The organism is Leclercia adecarboxylata, from assembly GCF_006874705.1.
In the GTDB taxonomy this organism is placed as follows: Bacteria; Pseudomonadota; Gammaproteobacteria; order Enterobacterales; family Enterobacteriaceae; genus Enterobacter; species Enterobacter adecarboxylatus_C.
Genome location: NZ_CP035382.1, coordinates 3717417 through 3737440, shown reverse-complemented (window position 1 = coordinate 3737440; position 20024 = coordinate 3717417). Strand labels below are relative to the sequence as shown.

Below are 20024 nucleotides of genomic sequence, written 5' to 3'. Positions count from 1 at the left end.
GGTTCTCCTGTACTGACGCGGGTTGCCCCGCGTCATACGACATCAGAATTTCAGTGCGAGGGCGATCTCTTCTTCGCTCTCTTCTTCATCAATGGTGGTCTGAGCCTTATTGGCGATGGCGACGAACGGCATGTAGAGCAGGGTTGCCACACCAAGGTTAAATATCGCCAGCAGGAAGGCCGCTACGCTGCCGTTGGTGTTAAAGAAGGCACCCAGGCCCGCTGGCATAGTCCATGGCGCAATGTTGGTTACCGGCGGGATTATCCCCAGGTAGTAGGCAGTCAGAGTTATGGCGGCCAGCAGCGGTTGTACCAGGATGAACGGAATGAACATCACCGGGTTCATAATAATCGGCAGACCGAAGAGGATAGGCTCGTTAATCTGGAAGATGCCTGATGGCAGTGCCAGCTTCGCCACCTGACGGTGATCCGCACGACGGGAGGTGATAAAGACCGCGATGATCAGGCCCAGCGTCGCCCCGGTACCGCCCAGGAAGATATAGGAGTCGAGCATCGGTTTGGCCCACACGTGGAAGGTTTTACCCGCCGCCAGCGCCGCATCAACGGAGCCGTACTGCTGATAAAGCGCCACGTTTTCCAGCGCCCATGGGGTCATGATGCCGCTGTCCAGCGCAGCCAGCGCCAGAGAGCCGTGAACACCGAAGAACCACAGCAGGGAGGTGAAAATCACGTAAGCCCAGCCCACGACACCACCCATAGAGGCCAGCGGTGTGGAGATGGTATCCATAATGATCTGGTGGAAGTTGGTGCCCCAGTGAGAGAGCGCCCAGGCGATGGTCCCCATGATGGAGAGAATAATAAAGCCTGGGATCAGCGCCGAGAAGGAGCGGGACACCGACGCCGGCACGCTGTCAGGTAAACGAATCACCCAGTTGCGACGAATAATAAAGGTAAACATTTCCGCCACGACCAGGCCGATCACGATACCGGAAATGATGTTTGCCCCGCCCAGCCAGTTGGCCCCTACCGCGTACGCTTCACCGACGCTGTATGGGGTCACGGTCATAAAGGCAGCGACGGATAATAAACCGGCGGCCAGCGAGTCGACTTTACGCTCTTCTGCCAACGCCATCCCAATAAAGAAAGGCGCCATCAGCGACATAATACCCAGCGTACCGTTGTACACATTGCCGCCGATGGCCTTGAAACCATTTAACGTTTCAATAGTTGAGGGATCTAAACGAACACCTAATGAATAGAAAAATGAACCATCACCGAAGCTAAGAAAAACGTTGTTAATTAAAACGAACATGGCCCCGGCCAGGGTTAACGGCATTACTTTAATAAAGCCGTTTTTAATGGCGTTGACATGCGGTTGCTTTCCTATTTTAACTGCAAAAGGAAGGAGTACCTTTTCAAGCGCAGCAATAAATCTACTCATAGAAAATGCCCTTAAATGCCGCAATAATATTGCGGCGTAAGTGTGTGTGAAATTGCTCTTTGACGGGGAAAATAAAAAATTAAATTAATTAGCAGCTTTTTTAATCGCTGCTACAGCAGCTTTAAGAACACCCAAACCATCTACTTTGCCGTACAGCGCAGAGTCGATCACTTCAACCGGTTTATTCGGTAACAGACGTTGAATCTCCGGCAACATATAGGCAATTTGCGGCCCTAACAGCACCACATCCGCCTGGGTCCCTTTCTCGCCTGCCAGCGTTTCCGGGAAGGCTTCAATCACAACCGGTACTTCGTACTTCTCTGCCTGCGCGCGCATCTTTGACACCAGCAGTGACGTTGACATGCCCGCCGAGCAAAACAGATAGATATGTTTCTTTTCCATAGCAATTTCCCTCTTATATGCTCACCGCTTTCGCCGCGATATCCCCGCCTTGACCGACCGGATTCCCTCGCTGGCGTATCTGATGGATGGAGTATACGGCAACTGATTTCCCAGGGATAATTCGAAAGAGACTACAATTGTCTCTCCTTGACCTGTCGTTATGACCACCTTCACATTTTAGGTAAATAATTCGCGGTGAGAATTAAGATGTGTAGAGACGTAAAAAAACCGGCCATGCGGCCGGTTTGTCTCTTTGCTCAGGAAAAGGCGTTATCAGGCCTTAGGCGCCTGCGGATCGGTATCGTATTCCGCACAGGTCTGGTAGCCGGAGTTAATCACGTGGCCAGTATCGTCGAGGGCCACAAAGTAAGTTTCTGTTTTACCATCACGTTGACCCAGGATGTAGGTCTGGCAGGTACCACGCGCGTGGATCATCGTCACCTCTGATGACGGCTTACCGGCAAGCTGCTGTACCTGTGCACGGCTCATCCCTTTTTTAACGTCTTTTACGACGGGCTCTTTAAACTGGTCCGTCGTACGGTCATACGCGGTACACCCTGCCAGCAAAGTCATTACAGCCGCTGCGCCTAACATTCCTGCTAAATTCTTGTTCATATTCCGTCCTCTTGTTTATCAGCGTGTTATGTAAGCCTGGAATAGAAAATCACATTTTTCAACCTTAAGCGTGACGGCAAAGTTTTTTCGGAAAATTCCTGTAAAGCACGCATAAGCTGCTAAATCGGCCTGGTTCGCCCAATTCAAATGTGTGATCCTTGTCGTTTTCCGCATGACGAGTTAGCTTTAACAGAACATTCATCAGGCAAATTTGTGTAACGGAGGGGCTAAATGGCTCTGCAACAAGAAATTATCCAGGCGCTGGGTGCCAAACCCACCATCAATGCGGAAGAAGAGATCCGCCGTAGCGTCGATTTTTTGAAATCCTATTTAACCCGATTCCCGTTTCTGAAGACGCTGGTGCTGGGCATCAGCGGCGGTCAGGACTCCACCCTCGCCGGGAAGCTCGCCCAGATGGCGATCAGCGAACTGCGCGCCGAAACGGGTAATGAATCCCTGCAGTTTATCGCGGTGCGCCTGCCCTTCGGCGTGCAGTTTGACGAGCAGGATTGCCAGGATGCCCTCGAATTCATTCAGGCGGATCGCGTCCTGACCGTAAACATTAAAGAAGCGGTGCTGGCCAGCGAAAAGGCATTGCGCGACGCGGGTATTGAGCTGAGCGACTTCGTGCGCGGCAATGAAAAGGCCCGCGAGCGCATGAAAGCCCAATACAGCATCGCCGGGATGACCAGCGGCGTGGTGGTGGGCACTGACCATGCGGCCGAAGCGCTGACCGGTTTCTTCACCAAATATGGCGACGGCGGCACCGACATTAACCCGCTGTTCCGTCTCAACAAGCGCCAGGGCAAACAGCTGCTGGCCGCGCTGGGCTGCCCGGAGCATCTTTACAAAAAAGCCCCTACCGCGGATCTGGAAGACGATCGCCCTTCCCTGCCGGATGAAGCCGCGCTGGGCGTGACCTATGAAAACATTGACGATTATCTGGAAGGCAAGACGCTGGATGAAGGCACCGCCCGTATTATTGAAGGCTGGTATCTGAAGACCGAACACAAACGTCGCCCGCCGATCACGGTATTCGACGACTTCTGGAAACAATAATTATGACGGGGCGGCATCTGCCGCCTCTTTTTTAACCACACCACAGCTGCTACACTGTATGCCTGAACAGTATCAGGAGTAAGTTGTGAGCAGGCGTCAATCGGCACCGCGGCTTGAATTCGAAGCGGCAGCTATCTATGAATATCCCGAACATCTGCGCCCGTGGCTTGAGGCACTGCCCAAGCAGCCTGGCGTCTACTTCTTCCATGGCGACAGCGATGCCATGCCCCTTTATATCGGTAAAAGCGTCAATATTCGCAGCCGGGTGCTGTCACATCTGCGTACCCCGGACGAGGCCGCCATGCTGCGCCAGTCCCGACGTATCACCTGGATCCAGACCGCGGGTGAGCTGGGCGCTCTGCTGCTTGAGGCGCGCTTGATTAAGGAGCAGCAACCGCTGTTCAATAAACGGCTGCGCCGCAATCGCCAGCTCTGCTCCCTGCAAATCACCGAGGGTAAACCGCAGATCGTGTACGCCCGTGAGGTCGATTTTTCACACACGCCGAATCTGTTTGGCCTCTTCGCCAACCGCCGTGCGGCGCTGCAAACCCTGCAGACGCTGGCCGATGAGCGCCAGCTCTGTTACGGCCTGCTGGGGCTGGAGTCGCTAAGCCGCGGGCGGGCCTGCTTCCGTTCCGCTCTGAAGCGCTGCGCGGGAGCGTGCTGCGGGAAAGAGAGCGTTGAGGATCATCAGCAGCGTTTAGTCGAGGGATTGCAGGCGATTGGCGTCACCTGCTGGCCGTGGGACAGCGCCGTGGCGCTGAAAGAGTCGCGCCCGGACATGACCCACTACCATATCATCCATAACTGGCTCTGGCTGGGAGCGGTCGACAGTCTGGACGAGGCGGCGGACCTGCTGCGCACGCCCGCAGGTTTCGATCAGGATGGGTATAAAATTCTCTGCAAGCCCTTGCTGACCGGCAACTACGAGATCATTCCGCTCAGTGTCCCGGAAGCCAGAAAATCTCGCTGAACAGCAGGGTTCCCTCTTCCTTCAGCAGCCGCAGCGTATGGTCGCCCTCATGCCACCATGCGCCCTGATCGGCGGTGAGCAGCTTCTCCCCCAGCTGCCAGGCGCCGCTCAGCACAAACACCACCCCGCCGCGTGAGGCAAAGGTGGTGAAGGTGCGGTCCGCCACGCGCACCTTTGCCCGACAGCGATCCCGGCGGGTCATGATGTTGAAATCCATCGACATCTGTCCTTCCAGCAGCTGCGCCTTTACCGGCAGGTCGCCGGCAAAGCTGAAGGGCTGATGACGCTGCAGCGTGTGAGTAAACGCCTTTCCGCCATCCAGATGGACCTCTCCCCCCTCCAGCAGGGTGATCACCCGATCGACGCCGGGTGAGACGGAAAAGTCACCGTTACTGGCCAGGGAGGCAATACTGGCACGCCAGTTAAATTCCCGGGTTGCGGGGGGAAAACAACATATTTCGCGCGTCTCACCGGCCCCGTTGCGCCAGAGGCTGATCGGCATTTTGCGGATATCAAAGAATTCCATCACCACTCCGAATGGCGCAATACGCGCCAGAGCAACCCGCGCAGGGCGGTCGCATTTTGATTGTTATCGTTAGGTCATCACTGGGTAGTATCGGCAGATGTGCACAACGGCCTTAGCATGACGACGAAAAAATCCGTAACGCCAGAAATTTCAATCACATTCTGCAAAGCGATAACAGGAGAATACCGGGATGGCGGCGGCTGGCAAGAGGGGGGAGAAAAGAAAAAACCGCCGGACCTGTCCACAGCGTATTCGCTTGGGTGAACAGGACTCCGGCGGTCTTGAATGGCTGAACCGATTATTCGGCTGGTGGGGTCATTTTACCTTCCGGCGCGGAACGTTCTGTCAGACGCTTCTCAAAATTCGCATCGAACTGTTTTTTCTGTTCCGGGGTCAGGATGTTGTAAATCTTGTTCTGGGTTTCCATATGCGCCAGCATGCGGGCTTTGTTCTGCTCGGCCATCTTATCGACCTGCGCCTGGGCTTTCGCTTTATCGAAGCTGTCGCTGGCAATGATGTCATGCATTGCGCGGCGCTCTTCTACCGGCGGACGTTTCATCTGGTCACGCTGGCTTTTCATGATGTCGCGGATCTGCGTTTTCTGCGCATCCGTCAGGTTCAGGTCTTTAAACATCATGTCGTGATGCATACCCGGCTTACCTTTGTGATGCATCATTTTGCTTTCGGTCGGTGCTGCCGTCGTGGTGGCGGTATCTGCGGCGAACGCCGCGCTGGTAGCGCCCAGAGCCAGGGTAGAGGCAACAAACAGTGCAGTTAATTTACGCATAATTTTGTCCTTCCTTTCAGTTATTCTTCGGCGCTATGCCGTGTTGACGAGATTCACTTTACGGGGTTTATCGTCAATTAATCAGAGCAAGGGTAAAACAATGAAAGTGTAAAAAACAAATTATCGCCAAATATGGAGGAAATAAGGATAAAGCGTGGAGAGTTGAAACAAAAATATTCATCTGTCTGATTTTAAAGAGATTGTGAAGGAGTATACCGGGAGAAAGATTAATAATAAAGCAAACAGCCAGGAATAATCTGTAATAAAACGGCAGCTAAATGAAATGGCTGGGAAAATAAACAACCCCACCGCGTTATGCTGATGGGGCCAGAGGGTTTCAGTTAATTTTTTCCAGCATCAGCCCGGCTCGTAAACCGAAGGCCACGGCAGGATTAGGGAACAGAACATACTCCGTCGAGTGGTGTACTTCATAGCGTTCCTCGCCATCCTCTGCCAGCAAACTGCCCTGGCGGAACGGGGTAAAGTTCAGGGTATGCGCCGCCATGTGCAGCACAAAAGCTTCGCTGCGGCGGGTGATCTGCTGCACCACCCGATACTGCTGGACAGGATCAGCATGCTGCCCTGGCGCCTCGCCGCTCAGCAAGGCATACAGCGCCTGATGGGTAGTGGCAAAGCGAGTCAGATCGTTATGGCCGAAAGGCAGCGCCTTGCCCAGCTCCAGGGTACAGGCCAGGGCACCAAAACGTTCGCAGCTGAAATGGGTGAAGGTGCCGCCCGGCGCCTGATGAAAGACCAGCGCCTCCAGCCCGGCATCTCCAAGCCACTGAATAAAGGCTTCATCCCAGGGTTGACTGCGCTGGGGCAGCACGCCGAAACGCTCATGATAAGAGGCGCGGATGGCAGTATGCAGATCCAGATGCCAGCGATCGTCCCCCGCCTGCTGGTAAAATCCTGTCACCAGATCCTCCAGCAGGGTCGCCCGCGCGGTCTCGTCGCAGGTCGGAAACTGCGCCCCGCGCCCGCTGAACAGACGATTGATATCGCAGGTCAGATAGCGCTTGCCGGCCCTCAGCGCCGGGGGGTTACCGTAGATGACCAGCAGGCGGCAGCGCAGCGTCAGTTCGCCGCGAAACAGCGCCCGCACCAGCAGGTCGACAATTTCCACCGGCGCGGTTTCATTGCCGTGGATCCCGGCCGAGAGCACCAGGGAGCCCGTGCTTGCGACCTCCGGCGTCAGCTCCAACACCCCGCGTGCCAGCCAGCGCCAGTGAAACGATGCCCCTCTGCCTTCGTGGTGGGGAGGCATTTCATCGGCCATCGTCAGCGCCAGAAAGTTGTCCATCACGCCTCCTTTATTGCTGGAACGGGTAGACAGACCCGAGCTGCAAAATTTGGGTCAGAGCATCCAGCGCCTCGCGCCCTTCGCGCAGCAGCTGCGGATCCACCAGGTCAGCCTGGGTCAGGCGATCGCGGTAGTAGCGGTCCACCCAGTCATTGAGGGTATTGAACAGGGTCTCGTTCATCATTACCGCCGGGTTGACCGCCCGCTGCTCCTCGGGAGTCAGTACCACGCGCAGGCGCAGACAGGCCGGGCCACCGCCGTTAGCCATGCTCTCGCGCAGATCGAATACCCGCAGCTCGCTGATAGGGTTATCCTCCGCCACCAGACCACTCAGATAACGCCAGACGCCCGGGTGATCCTGCGACTCCTGCGGCAGGACCAGCATCATGCTGCCGTCGTCCCGGCTCAACAGCTGGCTGTTAAAAAGATAGGTCGCGACCGCGTCCTGCACCGAGACCGCCTCAGTCGGCACTTCGATGGGCATAAAGCCGGGCACCCGCTCGCGCAGGGCCTCCAGCAGCGCGGCCTGATGCACAAACGCCTGCTCATGGCAGAACAGCACCTGGCGGTTCGATACGGCAATCACGTCGTTATGGAACACCCCCTGGTCAATCACCTGCGGGTTTTGCTGGGCAAACATCAGCTGCCCGGGGTTGACCTGGTTTAGCCGGGCAACCGCCTGGCTTGCGGCCAGGGTCTGGCGTGCCGGGTAGCGGGCCGGTGCCTCATTGCCCCCCTCTTCCCGACCGTAAACAAACAGCTGCAGGCCCGGCTCGCCGTAGTCGCCGCCGAGGCGGTTATGGTTGGCCGCCCCTTCGTCACCGAACATCGCCACCTGCGGCAGCGCCGTATGAACGCTGAAACGGGATTCATCGCGAAAAAGAGCGCGCAGCACCTTTTCGGTGGTGCCGGCTTCGCTGGCGCGGTGGAATTTGTTGTTGAGGTTAGCCACCGTCAGATGCACTTTGCCGTCGAGAGTGTCCGCCGACGGCGCCACGGTCGCGGCATTGGCTACCCACATCGAGGAGGCCGAACTGGCAGCAGAGAGCAGCTGTGGCATCTGAGTGCCTGCCTTCTCCACCACCTGTTCATCGGTGCCGGTAAAACCGAGCTGGCGCAGTACGCCGACGTTAGGCCGCTCCTGAGGCGGGATCACCGCCTGGGGAAAGCCCGCATCCGCCAGCGCCTTCATCTTTAACAGCCCCTGCTTTGCCGCCAGTTGCGGGTTGGAGATCTGAAAACGGTGTTTCGTGGAGGCCTCATTGCCGAACGACAGCCCGGCATAATGGTGGGTCAGGCCTACCAGCCCGTCAAAGTTAACTTCACGCGCTTTCATGGCGCTTCTCCCGAGTAAAATCGAGGCCCGGACTCAGCTGCTCCGGCAGGACAATGGCCGGAGTTTCGAGGCTCGCCATCGGCCAGGCACAGTAATCCGCCGCATACCAGGCGCTGGCGCGGTGGTTGCCGGAGGCCCCTACGCCGCCAAAGGGCGCAGTACTGGCCGCGCCGGTGAGCGGTTTGTTCCAGTTAACGATCCCGGCGCGCGCCTCCAGCAGCAGCTGGTCGAACTTCTCGCGATCCGGGGAGATCAGCCCGCACGACAGGCCGTAGCGCGTGGTGTTAGCCATCGCGATGGCCTGATCGAAATCGTCATAGCGCCAGACGCAGAGCAGCGGACCGAAGACCTCTTCGTCCGGTACATCGCGCACCCCGGTCATCTCAACAATGCCCGGCGTCAATAAAGAGGTGCCCGCCTTCACCAGACGCGGATCCAGCAGCGACTCGCCGCCACGGGCGACATGCTCCCGCCAGACGTGATAGACGTTTTTCGCCGCCTGTTCGGAGATCAGCCCGCCGATAAAAGGCTGGTCGCTGGCATCCCACACGCCCGGCAGCAGATGTGCACTCACCTCCACCAGACGGGCAAGGAAGGCGTCACCCTCGGCACCGCTTTTTACCAACAGACGACGGGCGCAGGTGCAGCGCTGTCCGGCGGTGATAAAGGCCGACTGGATGGTCAGATGAACCGCGGCGTCGATGTCAGCCGGATCGTCGACGATCAGGGCATTGTTGCCGCCCATCTCGAGGGCCAGAATTTTTTCCGGCTGTCCAGCCAGCTGGCGGTGCAGCTGGTAGCCGGTGCCGGCGCTGCCGGTAAACAGCAGCCCGTCAATGTCGCCCAGCGCACTCAGCGCCTGGCCGGTTTCGCGCCCGCCCTGTACCAGATTGAGCACGCCCGGCGGCAGCCCGGCCTGCTCCCACAGTTTGACGACCGCCTCCCCGCTCCACGGCGTCAGCTCGCTCGGCTTGAAGATCACAGCGTTACCCGCCAGCAGCGCGGGCACGATATGGCCGTTCGGCAGATGGCCGGGGAAGTTATAGGGGCCGAACACCGCCAGCACGCCGTGCGGGCGATGGCGCAGGGTGGCGGCGCCGTCGGCCATCTCGGTACGCTGCTCGCCGGTGCGGGTGTGGTAGGCTTTCACCGAAATGGCGATTTTGTTGATCATCGCGGTGATTTCGGTCGCCGCTTCCCAGCGCGGTTTGCCGGTTTCGCTGGCAATGATGCGGGTCAGCTCCTGTTTGTTGGCCTCCAGCAGGGCGGCAAATTTCTCAACGATAGCCTGACGGGCGCTGAACGGCAGCCTCGCCCAGCCCGGGAAGGCGGCGCGCGCCGCACGGCACGCCTGCTCAACCTGCGCGGCGCTGGCGTCCGCCCCCTGCCATAACACCTCCTGACCTACCGGATTGTGTTTGGTGCGTGGTTCACCTTCGCCGGTCACCCAGTCGCCGTTAATCCATAAGTTCATGCTGTTTTCTCCTCGGGGCACAGGCGCACCATGCGAATACGATCGCCGGCGCGGCATTTCAGGGCATCCAGCTGGGCTGGGGTCAGCACCAGACGTTCACAGTCAGGATCCACGCGGATCAGCGTGGCGCGGAACTGGTCATATTGTTCATTGGCCACCAGGCAGGCGGGCCACTCGCCCGGCGCAGGCTGGCCTTCGGCCACCTCTACCAGACGGCTTTTACGGATCGCCCGCACCCGGTCGATGTCGCACTCCAGCGTCGGGCCGCCGTCAAAGATGTCGACATAGTTACGGTAGCGGAACCCTTCTTTCTCCAGTACCGCGCGCGCCGGGGCGGTTTGCGGATGCACCTGGCCAATCACGGCCTGCGCTTCGGGGCTGAGGAAATAGGTATAGATAGGATGTTTTGGCATCAGCTCGGCAATAAAGGCTTTCTGCCCGGTACCGCAGAGATAGTCGGCCTTGCTGAACTCCATCGAGAAGAAGCGTTCCCCTAGGCTTTGCCAGAACGGCGAGAAGCCGGTTTCGTCGATCACGCCGCGCATCTCGGCCACCACTTTTTCATTAAAGCGGTCGCGGAAGGCTGCCATAAAGAGAAAGCGCGATTTGGAGAGCAGATAACCGTTGCCCTCCTTGCGCCATTCCGGATCGAGAAACAGCGTGCACAGCTCGCTGCTGCCGGTGTGATCGTTGCTGAGGAACAGCGTCGGCAGCGCATTGTAGACGTTCAGCTCTTTCGAAGCGTGCACCAGGGTGCCGACACGGTAGTTGTACCAGGGATCGTTCAGACCCACCGCCACCTCAATGGCGCAGATCCCGGCCACGGTGCCGCTGTCGGTATCCTCCAGCACAAACACGTAGCCCTGTTCTCCTTTCGGCAGCGTCCCTTGCCAGGTCTCCAGCGAGCGCTCAATGCGCGCCGAGAGGGTATTTTCATCAACGGGAAGCGAGGTCAACCCGCCTCCTGTCTTACCGGCAAGCTGCATGAGGGCGGATAAATCACCGCGCTCAATGGGACGGATGACCATCATGATGACACCCCGGACTTCACACGTTCACAGGCCAGCGCGAAGCGATCTAACCCGGTCTGCACTTCTTCCTCGCTGACGATCAGCGCAGGCGCGAAGCGCACCACGTTAGCCCCGGCGATCAACACCATCACGCCCGCTTTTGCCGCTTCCTGTGAGATAAGTTTAGCTTTTCCGGCGAACTCCTCCGTGAGCACGCAGCCAATCAGCAGCCCCAGACCGCGAATTTCTTTGAACAGGCCGGTTTTGGCGTTAATGGCCTGCAGGCGCTCGACAAACCACTCATGACGCTGCCTGACGCCGGCCAGCACTTCCGGGGTGTTGATGATATCCAGCACCTGACCGGCCACCGCCGACGCCAGCGGGTTACCGCCGTAGGTGGTGCCGTGGGTGCCGACGGTCATCACCCGGGCGAATTTGTCGGTGGTGAGCATTGCCCCCACCGGGAAGCCGCCGCCGAGGGCCTTGGCGGTGGAGAGCACGTCCGGGGTGACGCCGTAATGCATATAGGCATACAGCTCGCCGGTGCGGCCGACGCCGGTCTGAACTTCATCAAAAATCAGCACCGCGTTGTGGCGATCGCACAGCTCGCGCAGCCCCTGGAGGAAGGCTTTATCCGCAGGCAGCACACCGCCCTCGCCCTGCATCGGCTCGACGATCACCGCGCAGGTGGTGTCGTCGATCAGCTCACTGGCGGATTGCAGATCGTTATAGATCGCGTGGCGGATATCCGGCGGCAGCGGAGCAAAGTCCTGGGAATAAGAGGGCTGACCGCCCGCACTGACGGTAAAAAGGGTGCGGCCGTGGAAGGCATTTTTGAAAGCAACGATGCCGCTTTTCTGGCTGCCAAAGTTGTCGTGGGCATATTTACGCGCCAGCTTCAGCGCCGCTTCGTTAGCTTCGGCCCCGGAGTTACAGAAGAACACTTTTTCGGCGAAGGTGGCGTCGATCAGTTTTTTCGCCAGGCGCAGCGCCGGTTCGTTGGTGTACCCGTTCCCGGTATGCCAGAACTTCGCCGCCTGGTCATTCAGCGCCTGTCGCAGCGCCGGATGGGCGTGGCCCAGGGCGTTAACCGCAATGCCGCCAGCGAAGTCGATATACTCTTTGCCCTGCTGATCCCACAGGCGTGAGCCCTCTCCCCGTACCGGAATAAAAGCCGCCGGGGCGTAAACCGGCATCATCCATTCATCAAAGTTTTCACGCGTAATTGACAGAGACATAGCGACCTCATCCGGTAAATAAAAGGTTGATTAAATGTTAAATATTTTAGTGTTTGCGCTGTAAATGTAGATTGCAGCGATCGTGCCAGCCAGCGATAAAAATGCATAAACTGGATGGGGGAACGTAATATCAACAGGTTACGATATGGAGTTATTCACTGTTATTGCATATAAAGTGAATATTTTTACAACAAGCGCGGCTTTGCCGGATGAAAAACAGCTGTTTTATGCAGAAGCCAAATATAATTCTGGAATTGTGATCGCTCGCGAAATTTGTGGTCCATTTACGCGCCATCGCAGGGCATCACGCGCCAGATCGGTGCAAAAATTGCACTGTCAGTACGATCTATCGCAGAAATGGCTGGAACATACGCAGCGGCGGCAGTCAGCCCAATGAAATTCTGCTACCATCCTTGCACTATTCACCTTGCACTGGCAGCGACTATGAAATTTGTCTCTTTTAATATCAACGGCCTGCGCGCCCGTCCTCATCAACTGCAAGCCATCGTTGAGCAGCATCAGCCTGACGTTATCGGCCTGCAGGAGACAAAAGTCCACGACGATATGTTCCCTCTGGAAGAGGTGGCAAAACTGGGTTACAACGTCTTTTATCACGGCCAGAAAGGCCATTACGGTGTGGCCCTGCTGACCAAAGAGACGCCCGTCTCGGTGCGTCGCGGCTTCCCGGGGGACGGTGAAGATTCCCAGCGCCGCATCATCATGGCGGAAATTCCCTCGCCGCTTGGCAACATCACCGTGATCAATGGCTACTTCCCGCAGGGCGAGAGCCGCGACCATCCGCTGAAATTCCCGGCCAAAGAGAAGTTCTACCAGGATCTGCAGTCCTTCCTCGAAACCGAGCTGAACAAAGAGAATCCGGTGCTGATCATGGGTGACATGAATATCAGCCATACCGATCTGGATATCGGCATCGGCGAAGACAGCCGCAAACGCTGGCTCCGCGCCGGGAAGTGCTCCTTCCTGCCGGAAGAGCGCGAGTGGATGGCGCGTCTGATGGACTGGGGTCTGGTGGATACCTTCCGCCACGCCAACCCGGAGACCCAGGATCGCTTCTCATGGTTTGATTACCGCTCCAGAGGCTTTGACGATAACCGCGGCCTGCGCATCGACCTGCTGCTGGCAAGCGCGCCGCTGGCAGAGCGCTGCATTGAAACCGGGATCGATTACGAGATCCGCAGCATGGAAAAACCGTCCGACCACGCCCCGGTATGGGCGACATTCGACGTAAAATGAATGGCGGCAAACGTTCGTAAAATCACTCTTCTGTGCGCCCTTCTGGGCGCATTTGTTGTTATTTATACGCAACTGCCTCCCGGCGTCCTGACGCTGGAAAATCTTCAGGCCCGGCATCAGGCGCTGCTGCATTACTGCCAGCAGGCGCCACTGCAGAGCGCCGCGCTCTTTTTCATTCTCTATGTGCTGGTCACCACCCTGTCGCTGCCGGGGGCTGCGCTGCTGACCCTGCTCGGCGGGGCGCTGTTCGGCCTCTGGCCGGGGATTTTGCTGGTCTCCTTCGCCGCCACGCTAGGCGCAACCCTGGCGATGCTGGTCAGCCGCTATCTGCTGCGCGACTGGGTGCAGCGCCGCTTTGCCGGGCCGATGCGCACCGTGAATGACGGGGTTGCCCGCGACGGGGCCTTTTATCTGTTTGCCCTGCGCCTGATGCCGCTGTTTCCTTTCTTTATGGTCAACCTGCTGGCCGGGGTGACGACCCTCGGGGTACGGCGCTACTGGTGGGTCAGCCAGCTCGGGATGCTGCCCGGTGCGGTGGTTTTTCTCAATGCCGGCCACCAGTTAGGGCAGATCGCCTCGCTGCGTGATATCCTCTCGCCGGGCGTGGTTTTCGCCTTTACGCTACTGGGACTGCTGCCGCTGATTACCCGCTGGCTGTTTGCCCGCTTTTCCCGCACTTCTCCATAACAGGGGGCATCATGCGCCGTGCGCGTTTTTGCATGTTGTTAACCGGCCTGCTGATGGCAGGGCCGGCGCTGGCCGATGACGGCTGGCAGAAAACTAAAGAGGATGCCCGGGGCCAGACCGTCTGGTTTAACGCCTGGGGCGGCGATGAGGCGGTAAACCGCTATCTGGACTGGGTGAGCGGCGAGATGAAAACCCACTACGCCATTACCCTGAAGATTGTCCGTCTGGCGGATGCCGCCGACGCGGTAAAACGCATCCAGACCGAGGCCAGCGCCGGGCGTAAAACCAACGGTTCGGTCGACCTGCTGTGGGTCAACGGCGAGAACTTCCGCACCCTGAAAACCGCCGGGCTGCTGCAGACCGGATGGGCACAAAGCCTGCCCAACTGGCGCTATGTGGATACGACTAAACCGGTGACGGAAGATTTCGCCATCCCGACCGAGGGGGCTGAGTCGCCATGGGGCAGCGCCCAGCTCACCTTTATCGCCAGCCGCAAGACCCTGCCGCAACCGCTGTCGGACCCGCAGGCGCTGCTGGCGTACGCCACCCAACATCCCGGTACCGTCACCTACCCGCGCCCGCCCGACTTTACCGGCACCGCGTTTCTGGAACAGCTCCTGCTGACGCAAACCACCCTGCCGGAGGCGCTGAAGCAGCCGCCGGACAACGCCAGTTTCGCTGCGGTCACTGCCCCGCTGTGGGCGTATCTGGATAAGCTGCATCCCCATCTGTGGCGCGAGGGTAAAGATTTCCCGCCGTCACCGGCGCGGATGGATGCCCTGCTGGCAAGTGGCAATTTAGGGCTATCGATCACCTTTAACCCGGCCCACGCGCGGCAAAAAGTGAACAGCAACGAGCTGCCCGCTGACAGCTACAGCTTTGGTTTTCAACAGGGGATGATCGGCAACGTGCACTTTGTGACGATCCCGGCCAATGCCTCTGCCAGCGCGGGCGCGAAGGTCGTGGCTAACTTTTTACTCTCCCCGCAGGCGCAGATCCGCAAGGCGGATCCCGCCAACTGGGGCGATCCGAGCGTGCTGGATCCACAGACCTTGCCTGCCGCTGAGGCCGCAGCGTTGCGTCAGTTTATCCCGGCAGGACTCCCGGCCACGCTCGCGGAACCGCACGCCGCCTGGGTTAACGCGCTGGAGCAGGAATGGCTGCGTCGCTACGGCACCCACTAAGCGGGCTCGCCTGGCTGCTGATGGCGGCGGTGTATCTGCCGCTGCTGCCCGCCGTTGCCCTGCTGTTACCGCCGATCTTCTCCCTGGAGAACTGGCGGGCGCTGGCAGCAGATCCGCAGCTGCCGCAGGCGCTGATCGCCACCCTGGTGTCCACCCTGATTGCCGCCGTCGGGGCGCTACTGCTGGCGCTGGCGGTGGTGGCCGCGCTGTGGCCCGGCAGCCGTTGGCGACGGCTGTGCAACCACCTGCCCTGGCTGCTGGCGATCCCCCACGTGGCGTTTGCGGTCAGCGTGCTGCTGATTTTTGCCGAAGGCGGCGAGCTCTACCGCCTCTGTTCGTTCTGCTCCCCGGTGCTGGATCGCTACGGAATTGGCCTTGGCCTGACCCTCGCCATCAAGGAGAGCGCGTTTGTTCTCTGGGCGATTTACGCCTCGCTGCCGGAAAAAGATCTGGCGCAAAAAGTGACCGTGCTGCGTTCGCTGGGCTATGGCCGCTGGCAGGCGCTGCGCTGGCTGATCCTGCCCGCCATTGCCCCCGCGCTGGGGGCGGTGATGCTGGCGACGATCGCCTGGACGCTGTCGGTGGTGGATGTGGCCCTGATCCTCGGACCGGGAAACCCTCCTACCCTCGCCGTGCTGGCCTGGCAGTGGCTTTCACAGGGGGATACACAACAGCAGGCCAAAGGGATGCTGGTCTGTGCGATCCTGCTGATCATCCTGGAGCCGATCGCCGTCGCGCTGTTTCTCTGCTGGCGACGCTGGAAACGCACTATCCCGGACGTCTCCGGGGATCGCCCGACGCCGCGCCCGCTGCGGGTGGGACGCGCCTGCGCCCTGCTGCTGCCCCTGGCGGGCCTCGTCAGCGTGGCGATCCTTGTGCTGGTGGCGGGCGATGCCCGCGTCTCCCGCGACGCGGCGGCGGTGAGCCTGTCGCTGGGTCTCTGTTCGGCGGCGCTTGCGCTGGGAATGATCCTGCTCTGGCTGGAGTGGGGCCCGCAGCGCGGGGGCTTCTGGGTCTGGCTACCGCTGGCGCTCCCCGCCCTGCCGCTGGTGGCCGGACAGTATCAGCTGGCGCTGCTGATGCAGCTCGACGGAGAGTGGATTGCCGTGCTGTGGGGTCATTTACTGTGGGTGCTGCCGTGGATGCTGCTGGTGATGCAGCCGGCCTGGCGCCGACTCGATCCGCGCCTGATCCTGATCGCCCGCACCCTCGGCTGGGGATTGCTTAAAATATTCTGGCTGGTCAAATGCCCGCAGATGATCCGTCCGGCGCTCACCGCTTTTGCGGTCGGATTTTCCGTCAGTATGGCGCAGTATCTGCCCACCCTGTGGCTGGGCAGCGGCCGGTACGCCACGCTGACCACCGACGCCGTGGCGCTCAGCAGCGGCGGCAGTAGCGCCGTGCTGGCGGCCCAGGCGCTGTGGCAGCTGCTGCTACCGATGCTGGTCTTTGCCGCCTGCATCCTGCTTTCCCGGCTGGTGGGCCGCTTTCGACAGGGGTTACGTTAATGCTGATGGTTAAGGATGTTTCGCTCTCGCTGCGCCAGACGACGCTGCTGCACAACGTCAGTTTCGAGGTGCCGCCTGGCGAAATACTTACCCTGATGGGCCCTTCCGGCAGCGGGAAATCGTCGCTGTTTGCCTGGATGGTGGGGGCTCTGCCCGGCGATTTTCGCGCTGCCGGAGAGCTGTGGATCAATTCCCGGCGCTGCGACGCCCTGCCCACCGAGCTGCGGGGGCTCGGGCTGCTGTTTCAGGATGCGTTGCTCTTCGATCACTTCAGCGTCGGGCAGAATCTGCTGCTGGCGCTCCCGGCGGCGGTCAAAGGCGAGGCGCGCATACAGCAGGTTAACGACGCGCTGGACGCCGCGGAATTGAGCGGCTTCTTTCGTCGCGATCCCGCCACGCTCTCCGGCGGCCAGCGCGCCCGGGTGAGCCTGCTCCGCGCCCTGCTGGCTCAACCCCAGGCGCTGCTGCTCGACGAGCCTTTTAGCCGTCTGGATAAAAATCTGCGCGACCAGTTTCGCCGCTGGGTGTTCGCCGAAGTGCATACCCGGCAGATCCCGGTGGTGCAGGTGACGCACGATGACGACGATATTCCCCCGAACGGGCAGGTGCTGCCGATGGCAGGCTGGCAATGAATCCTGTGACATCCTGCGCAAACGCAACGTTTTTTGTCGGGCAGCTTGCCACAATCACGGCTCATTTTTTTACGATCGGGCATTTCGATGAAACGTGTTTCTCAATTGACCGCGCTGACCGCCGCTTTAGGTCTCGCCTCTTTCTCCACCTTCGCCGCTGATATGGCACTTTCCCTCACGCTGACCGAGCTTCAGCACCAGCATGGCGCCCTGATTGATACCCGCGCCAGCGCTTTCTATAACGGCTGGCCGCAGAGCCTGAACGGTCCTTCCGGCCACGAGCCTGCCGCGCTTAACCTCTCCGCCAGCTGGCTCGGGGCGATGAACGAGACCCAGTTGAAAACCTGGGCGAGGCAGCACCAGCTGACACCCACGACTCCGGTTGCCTTGTACGGTAGCGACAGCGATAACCAGGCCGTCCAGGCCCGGCTGAATCAGGCGGGTTTCAGCCAGGTCACGTTGCTGAGCGATGCCCTGAAAAACCCGGCGCGTCTCCAGCGCCTCGCCCACTTCGAACAGCTGGTCTACCCGCAGTGGCTGAACCAGCTCCAGCAGGGCAAGACGGTGACCGCCGCCCCTGCCGGGGAGTGGAAAGTGATTGAAGCCGCCTGGGGCGCACCTAAATTTTATCTGCTGAGCCATATTCCCGGCGCAGGCTATATCGACACCAACGAGGTGGAAAGCGAGCCGCTGTGGAACAAAGTTTCCGATGCCGATCTGAAGGCGATGCTGGCAAAACATGGGATCCGCCATGACACCACGGTGATCCTCTACGGCCGCGACGTCTATGCCGCCGCGCGCGTGGCGCAGATCATGCTGTACGCCGGGGTGAAAGATGTGCGCCTGCTGGATGGCGGCTGGAAGGCCTGGAGCGAAGCAAACCTGCCGGTCGAACGCGGGACGCCGGGCAAAGTGACGCCAGCGGCCGATTTTGGCGCGCCGATCCCCGGTCAGCCGCAGCTGATGCTGAATACCGAACAGGCCCGCGGCCTGCTGCATCGTAAGGATGCCTCTCTGGTGAGCATCCGCTCATGGCCGGAGTTTACCGGCGTGACCAGCGGCTACAGCTATATCAAGCCAAAAGGTGAGATCGCGGGCGCACGCTGGGGTCATGCCGGGAGCGACTCGACCCATATGGAAGATTTCCATAATCCGGATGGCACCATGCGCAGCGCTGACGATATCGCCGCCATGTGGAAGCAGTGGAACATTCTGCCGGACCAGCAGGTGGCCTTTTACTGCGGCACCGGCTGGCGGGCATCAGAGACCTTCATGTATGCCCGGGCGATGGGCTGGAAAAATGTCGGCGTTTACGACGGCGGCTGGTACGAATGGAGCAGTAACCCGCAGAACCCGGTGGCGACCGGTGAACGCGGGCCAGAAAGCTCACTCTGATCCCGGCTGGCGCTGAACATCCTTCAGCGTCATATAGCCACTCCAGATGCGCGTTGCGGTGGTGAGCCAGCACAACGCGCCAAACACCCAGGCCAGCCACGCAAAGTGCGCCGGGAACAGGCAGCAAAGCACAAACAGCAGAATAGTTTCTGTTCCTTCCGTCAGCCCGCCCAGATAGTAAAACGACTTGTGGGCGTAGCCCGGATTGTCGATGTTGTGCTTCGCCGCCAGCGCCGCAAACGCCAGAAAGCTGCTGCCGGTGCCGATGAAGGCGAACAGCAGCCAGGCGGCTGGCAGCGCATTCACCACAGGATCCGCCAGGGCAAAGCCAAAGGGCACCAGAGCATAAAAGAGAAAATCGAGGGCGATATCGAGAAAGCCCCCGGCATCGGTTAACCCGCGCCGCCGCGCCAGCGCCCCGTCCAGCCCGTCCAGCAACCGGTTCAGCACAATCGCCACCAGCGCCGCCAGATACCAGCCCAGCGCCAGAAACGGCAGGGCCAGCACCCCGATAGCAAATCCGATCAGCGTAATGCCGTCCGGAGCAATCCCCGGTTTATCCAGCGTCATCACCAGCCGGTTAAGCAGCGGTTTCAGGCGCGGATGGAGGTGACGGTCAAGCATCGTGTTTTTCTCCGGGCATGGCGCACAACCCTTGCGAAGGGATATCCAGCGCGGCATTGAAGCGCGCAGAGAGGTTCTGAAACGCGAGCAGTGCGGTCATCTCCGTGATCGCCTCATCGCTGAAGTGGCGGCGCAACGCCGCTTTGAGGGCATCGTCCACCACCGGCGGGGTGGCAGTAACCGCCTCGGCATAGGCCAGCGCGGCACGCTCTTCATCGCTGAATATGGGACTGTCGCGCCATGTCGCGACGGCCTGCACCTTCTCCAGACCACCGCAGCGTTCCGCCAGACGCAGCGCATTGGCATCGATGCAGAACGCGCAGTGGCACACCTGCGAGACGCGGGTCATCAGCAGCGAACGCAGCACCGGGTTGAGAGGCGATTTTTTGCGCTCCAGAAAGCCGACAAACAGCGCCACCAGCCAGAACAGCCGGGGCATTCTCCCCCACCAGCGCAGCGGATTGAGCACCGCGCCATAATGTTTTTTCTGCATCCTGGCGATTGGCGTTAGACTGGCGGGAATGGATTCGATGGGTTTAACCCAGGCTGGTGGTAACTCTTTCACAGGATGCTCCCTGGTCGCTAATAAGTACGTAGATCCTAACGCTTTCTCTCT

At 59.6% G+C, this 20024-nt stretch carries 22 protein-coding genes; 10 read left to right on the top strand and 12 right to left on the bottom strand.

The window, feature by feature from the left end; all coding sequences use genetic code 11:
• Positions 1 to 42: 42 nt before the first annotated feature.
• The 3 genes from chbC to osmE form a co-directional block, all read right to left on the bottom strand.
• Positions 43 to 1401 (bottom strand): PTS N,N'-diacetylchitobiose transporter subunit IIC, encoded by a 1359-nt coding sequence (gene chbC / locus ES815_RS18780; protein WP_142489166.1) that lies wholly within the window; start codon positions 1399 to 1401, stop codon positions 43 to 45.
• An 84-nt stretch (positions 1402 to 1485) separates the two neighbouring features.
• The gene (gene chbB / locus ES815_RS18775) at positions 1486 to 1803 is read right to left on the bottom strand and encodes a PTS N,N'-diacetylchitobiose transporter subunit IIB (RefSeq protein WP_142489165.1); all 318 of its coding nucleotides are present in this window, start codon (positions 1801 to 1803) and stop codon (positions 1486 to 1488) included.
• A gap of 273 nt (positions 1804 to 2076) precedes the next feature.
• Entirely contained in the window at positions 2077 to 2418 is a 342-nt protein-coding gene (gene osmE / locus ES815_RS18770) for an osmotically-inducible lipoprotein OsmE (RefSeq protein WP_106993615.1), read from the bottom strand.
• A 231-nt stretch (positions 2419 to 2649) separates the two neighbouring features.
• Here osmE and nadE point away from each other — a divergent pair, with 231 nt between their 5' ends.
• Together nadE and cho are read left to right on the top strand one after the other, a co-directional pair.
• A complete protein-coding gene (gene nadE, locus ES815_RS18765) occupies positions 2650 to 3477 on the top strand; it encodes an ammonia-dependent NAD(+) synthetase (protein WP_142489164.1) in 828 nt (275 codons plus the stop codon).
• 85 nt (positions 3478 to 3562) lie between these two features.
• Positions 3563 to 4450 carry an excinuclease Cho gene (gene cho, locus ES815_RS18760; RefSeq protein ID WP_142489163.1) on the top strand — a complete coding sequence of 296 codons (888 nt, stop codon included), beginning with the start codon at positions 3563 to 3565 and terminating at the stop codon, positions 4448 to 4450.
• Here cho and ves read toward each other — a convergent pair.
• The gene (gene ves, locus ES815_RS18755) at positions 4419 to 4976 is read right to left on the bottom strand and encodes an environmental stress-induced protein Ves (protein ID WP_142489162.1); all 558 of its coding nucleotides are present in this window, start codon (positions 4974 to 4976) and stop codon (positions 4419 to 4421) included. The genes cho and ves overlap by 32 nt on opposite strands.
• A 117-nt stretch (positions 4977 to 5093) precedes the next feature.
• Between ves and ES815_RS23765 the strand changes: the two genes are divergently transcribed.
• The gene (locus ES815_RS23765; protein ID WP_185902349.1) at positions 5094 to 5240 is read left to right on the top strand and encodes a hypothetical protein; all 147 of its coding nucleotides are present in this window, start codon (positions 5094 to 5096) and stop codon (positions 5238 to 5240) included.
• 34 nt (positions 5241 to 5274) lie between these two features.
• Here ES815_RS23765 and spy read toward each other — a convergent pair whose 3' ends face one another.
• The 6 genes from spy to ES815_RS18725 form a co-directional block, all read right to left on the bottom strand.
• On the bottom strand, positions 5275 to 5763 hold the full coding sequence (spy, locus tag ES815_RS18750; protein WP_142489161.1) for an ATP-independent periplasmic protein-refolding chaperone Spy: 489 nt from the start codon (positions 5761 to 5763) through the stop codon (positions 5275 to 5277).
• A gap of 337 nt (positions 5764 to 6100) precedes the next feature.
• On the bottom strand, positions 6101 to 7066 hold the full coding sequence (astE, locus tag ES815_RS18745; protein WP_142489160.1) for a succinylglutamate desuccinylase: 966 nt from the start codon (positions 7064 to 7066) through the stop codon (positions 6101 to 6103).
• A gap of 10 nt (positions 7067 to 7076) precedes the next feature.
• Positions 7077 to 8402 (bottom strand): N-succinylarginine dihydrolase, encoded by a 1326-nt coding sequence (gene astB, locus ES815_RS18740; RefSeq protein ID WP_142489159.1) that lies wholly within the window; start codon positions 8400 to 8402, stop codon positions 7077 to 7079.
• The gene (gene astD / locus ES815_RS18735) at positions 8389 to 9876 is read right to left on the bottom strand and encodes a succinylglutamate-semialdehyde dehydrogenase (protein ID WP_142489158.1); all 1488 of its coding nucleotides are present in this window, start codon (positions 9874 to 9876) and stop codon (positions 8389 to 8391) included. Before astD ends, astB begins: the two co-directional genes overlap by 14 nt.
• Positions 9873 to 10907 (bottom strand): arginine N-succinyltransferase, encoded by a 1035-nt coding sequence (gene astA, locus ES815_RS18730; RefSeq protein ID WP_142489157.1) that lies wholly within the window; start codon positions 10905 to 10907, stop codon positions 9873 to 9875. The genes astD and astA overlap by 4 nt, the downstream gene beginning before the upstream one ends.
• Positions 10904 to 12124 (bottom strand): aspartate aminotransferase family protein, encoded by a 1221-nt coding sequence (locus tag ES815_RS18725; RefSeq protein ID WP_142489156.1) that lies wholly within the window; start codon positions 12122 to 12124, stop codon positions 10904 to 10906. The genes astA and ES815_RS18725 overlap by 4 nt, the downstream gene beginning before the upstream one ends.
• A gap of 145 nt (positions 12125 to 12269) precedes the next feature.
• Between ES815_RS18725 and ES815_RS18720 the strand changes: the two genes are divergently transcribed.
• The 7 genes from ES815_RS18720 (at position 12270) to ES815_RS18690 (ending at position 18784) form a co-directional block, all read left to right on the top strand.
• On the top strand, positions 12270 to 12521 hold the full coding sequence (locus tag ES815_RS18720) for a hypothetical protein (protein WP_142489155.1): 252 nt from the start codon (positions 12270 to 12272) through the stop codon (positions 12519 to 12521).
• Positions 12522 to 12568: 47 nt separating this feature from the next.
• Positions 12569 to 13378, top strand: coding sequence for an exodeoxyribonuclease III (gene xthA, locus ES815_RS18715; protein ID WP_142489154.1), 810 nt, complete (start codon positions 12569 to 12571; stop codon positions 13376 to 13378).
• Positions 13379 to 14065 (top strand): TVP38/TMEM64 family protein, encoded by a 687-nt coding sequence (locus ES815_RS18710; protein ID WP_142489153.1) that lies wholly within the window; start codon positions 13379 to 13381, stop codon positions 14063 to 14065.
• A gap of 11 nt (positions 14066 to 14076) precedes the next feature.
• On the top strand, positions 14077 to 15249 hold the full coding sequence (locus ES815_RS18705) for an ABC transporter substrate-binding protein (protein WP_142489152.1): 1173 nt from the start codon (positions 14077 to 14079) through the stop codon (positions 15247 to 15249).
• Positions 15222 to 16757 carry an ABC transporter permease subunit gene (locus ES815_RS18700; RefSeq protein WP_142489151.1) on the top strand — a complete coding sequence of 512 codons (1536 nt, stop codon included), beginning with the start codon at positions 15222 to 15224 and terminating at the stop codon, positions 16755 to 16757. Before ES815_RS18705 ends, ES815_RS18700 begins: the two co-directional genes overlap by 28 nt.
• Positions 16757 to 17389, top strand: coding sequence for an ATP-binding cassette domain-containing protein (locus tag ES815_RS18695; protein WP_142489150.1), 633 nt, complete (start codon positions 16757 to 16759; stop codon positions 17387 to 17389). The genes ES815_RS18700 and ES815_RS18695 overlap by 1 nt, the downstream gene beginning before the upstream one ends.
• A gap of 87 nt (positions 17390 to 17476) precedes the next feature.
• Positions 17477 to 18784, top strand: coding sequence for a rhodanese-like domain-containing protein (locus tag ES815_RS18690; protein ID WP_142489149.1), 1308 nt, complete (start codon positions 17477 to 17479; stop codon positions 18782 to 18784).
• On the opposite strand, the gene ES815_RS18685 is transcribed toward ES815_RS18690, so the two are convergent.
• Positions 18776 to 19408 (bottom strand): CDP-alcohol phosphatidyltransferase family protein, encoded by a 633-nt coding sequence (locus ES815_RS18685; RefSeq protein ID WP_142489148.1) that lies wholly within the window; start codon positions 19406 to 19408, stop codon positions 18776 to 18778. The two genes, ES815_RS18690 and ES815_RS18685, sit on opposite strands and share 9 nt — an antisense overlap.
• Entirely contained in the window at positions 19401 to 19973 is a 573-nt protein-coding gene (locus ES815_RS18680) for a carboxymuconolactone decarboxylase family protein (protein WP_185902348.1), read from the bottom strand. The genes ES815_RS18685 and ES815_RS18680 overlap by 8 nt, the downstream gene beginning before the upstream one ends.
• Positions 19974 to 20024: the final 51 nt, after the last annotated feature.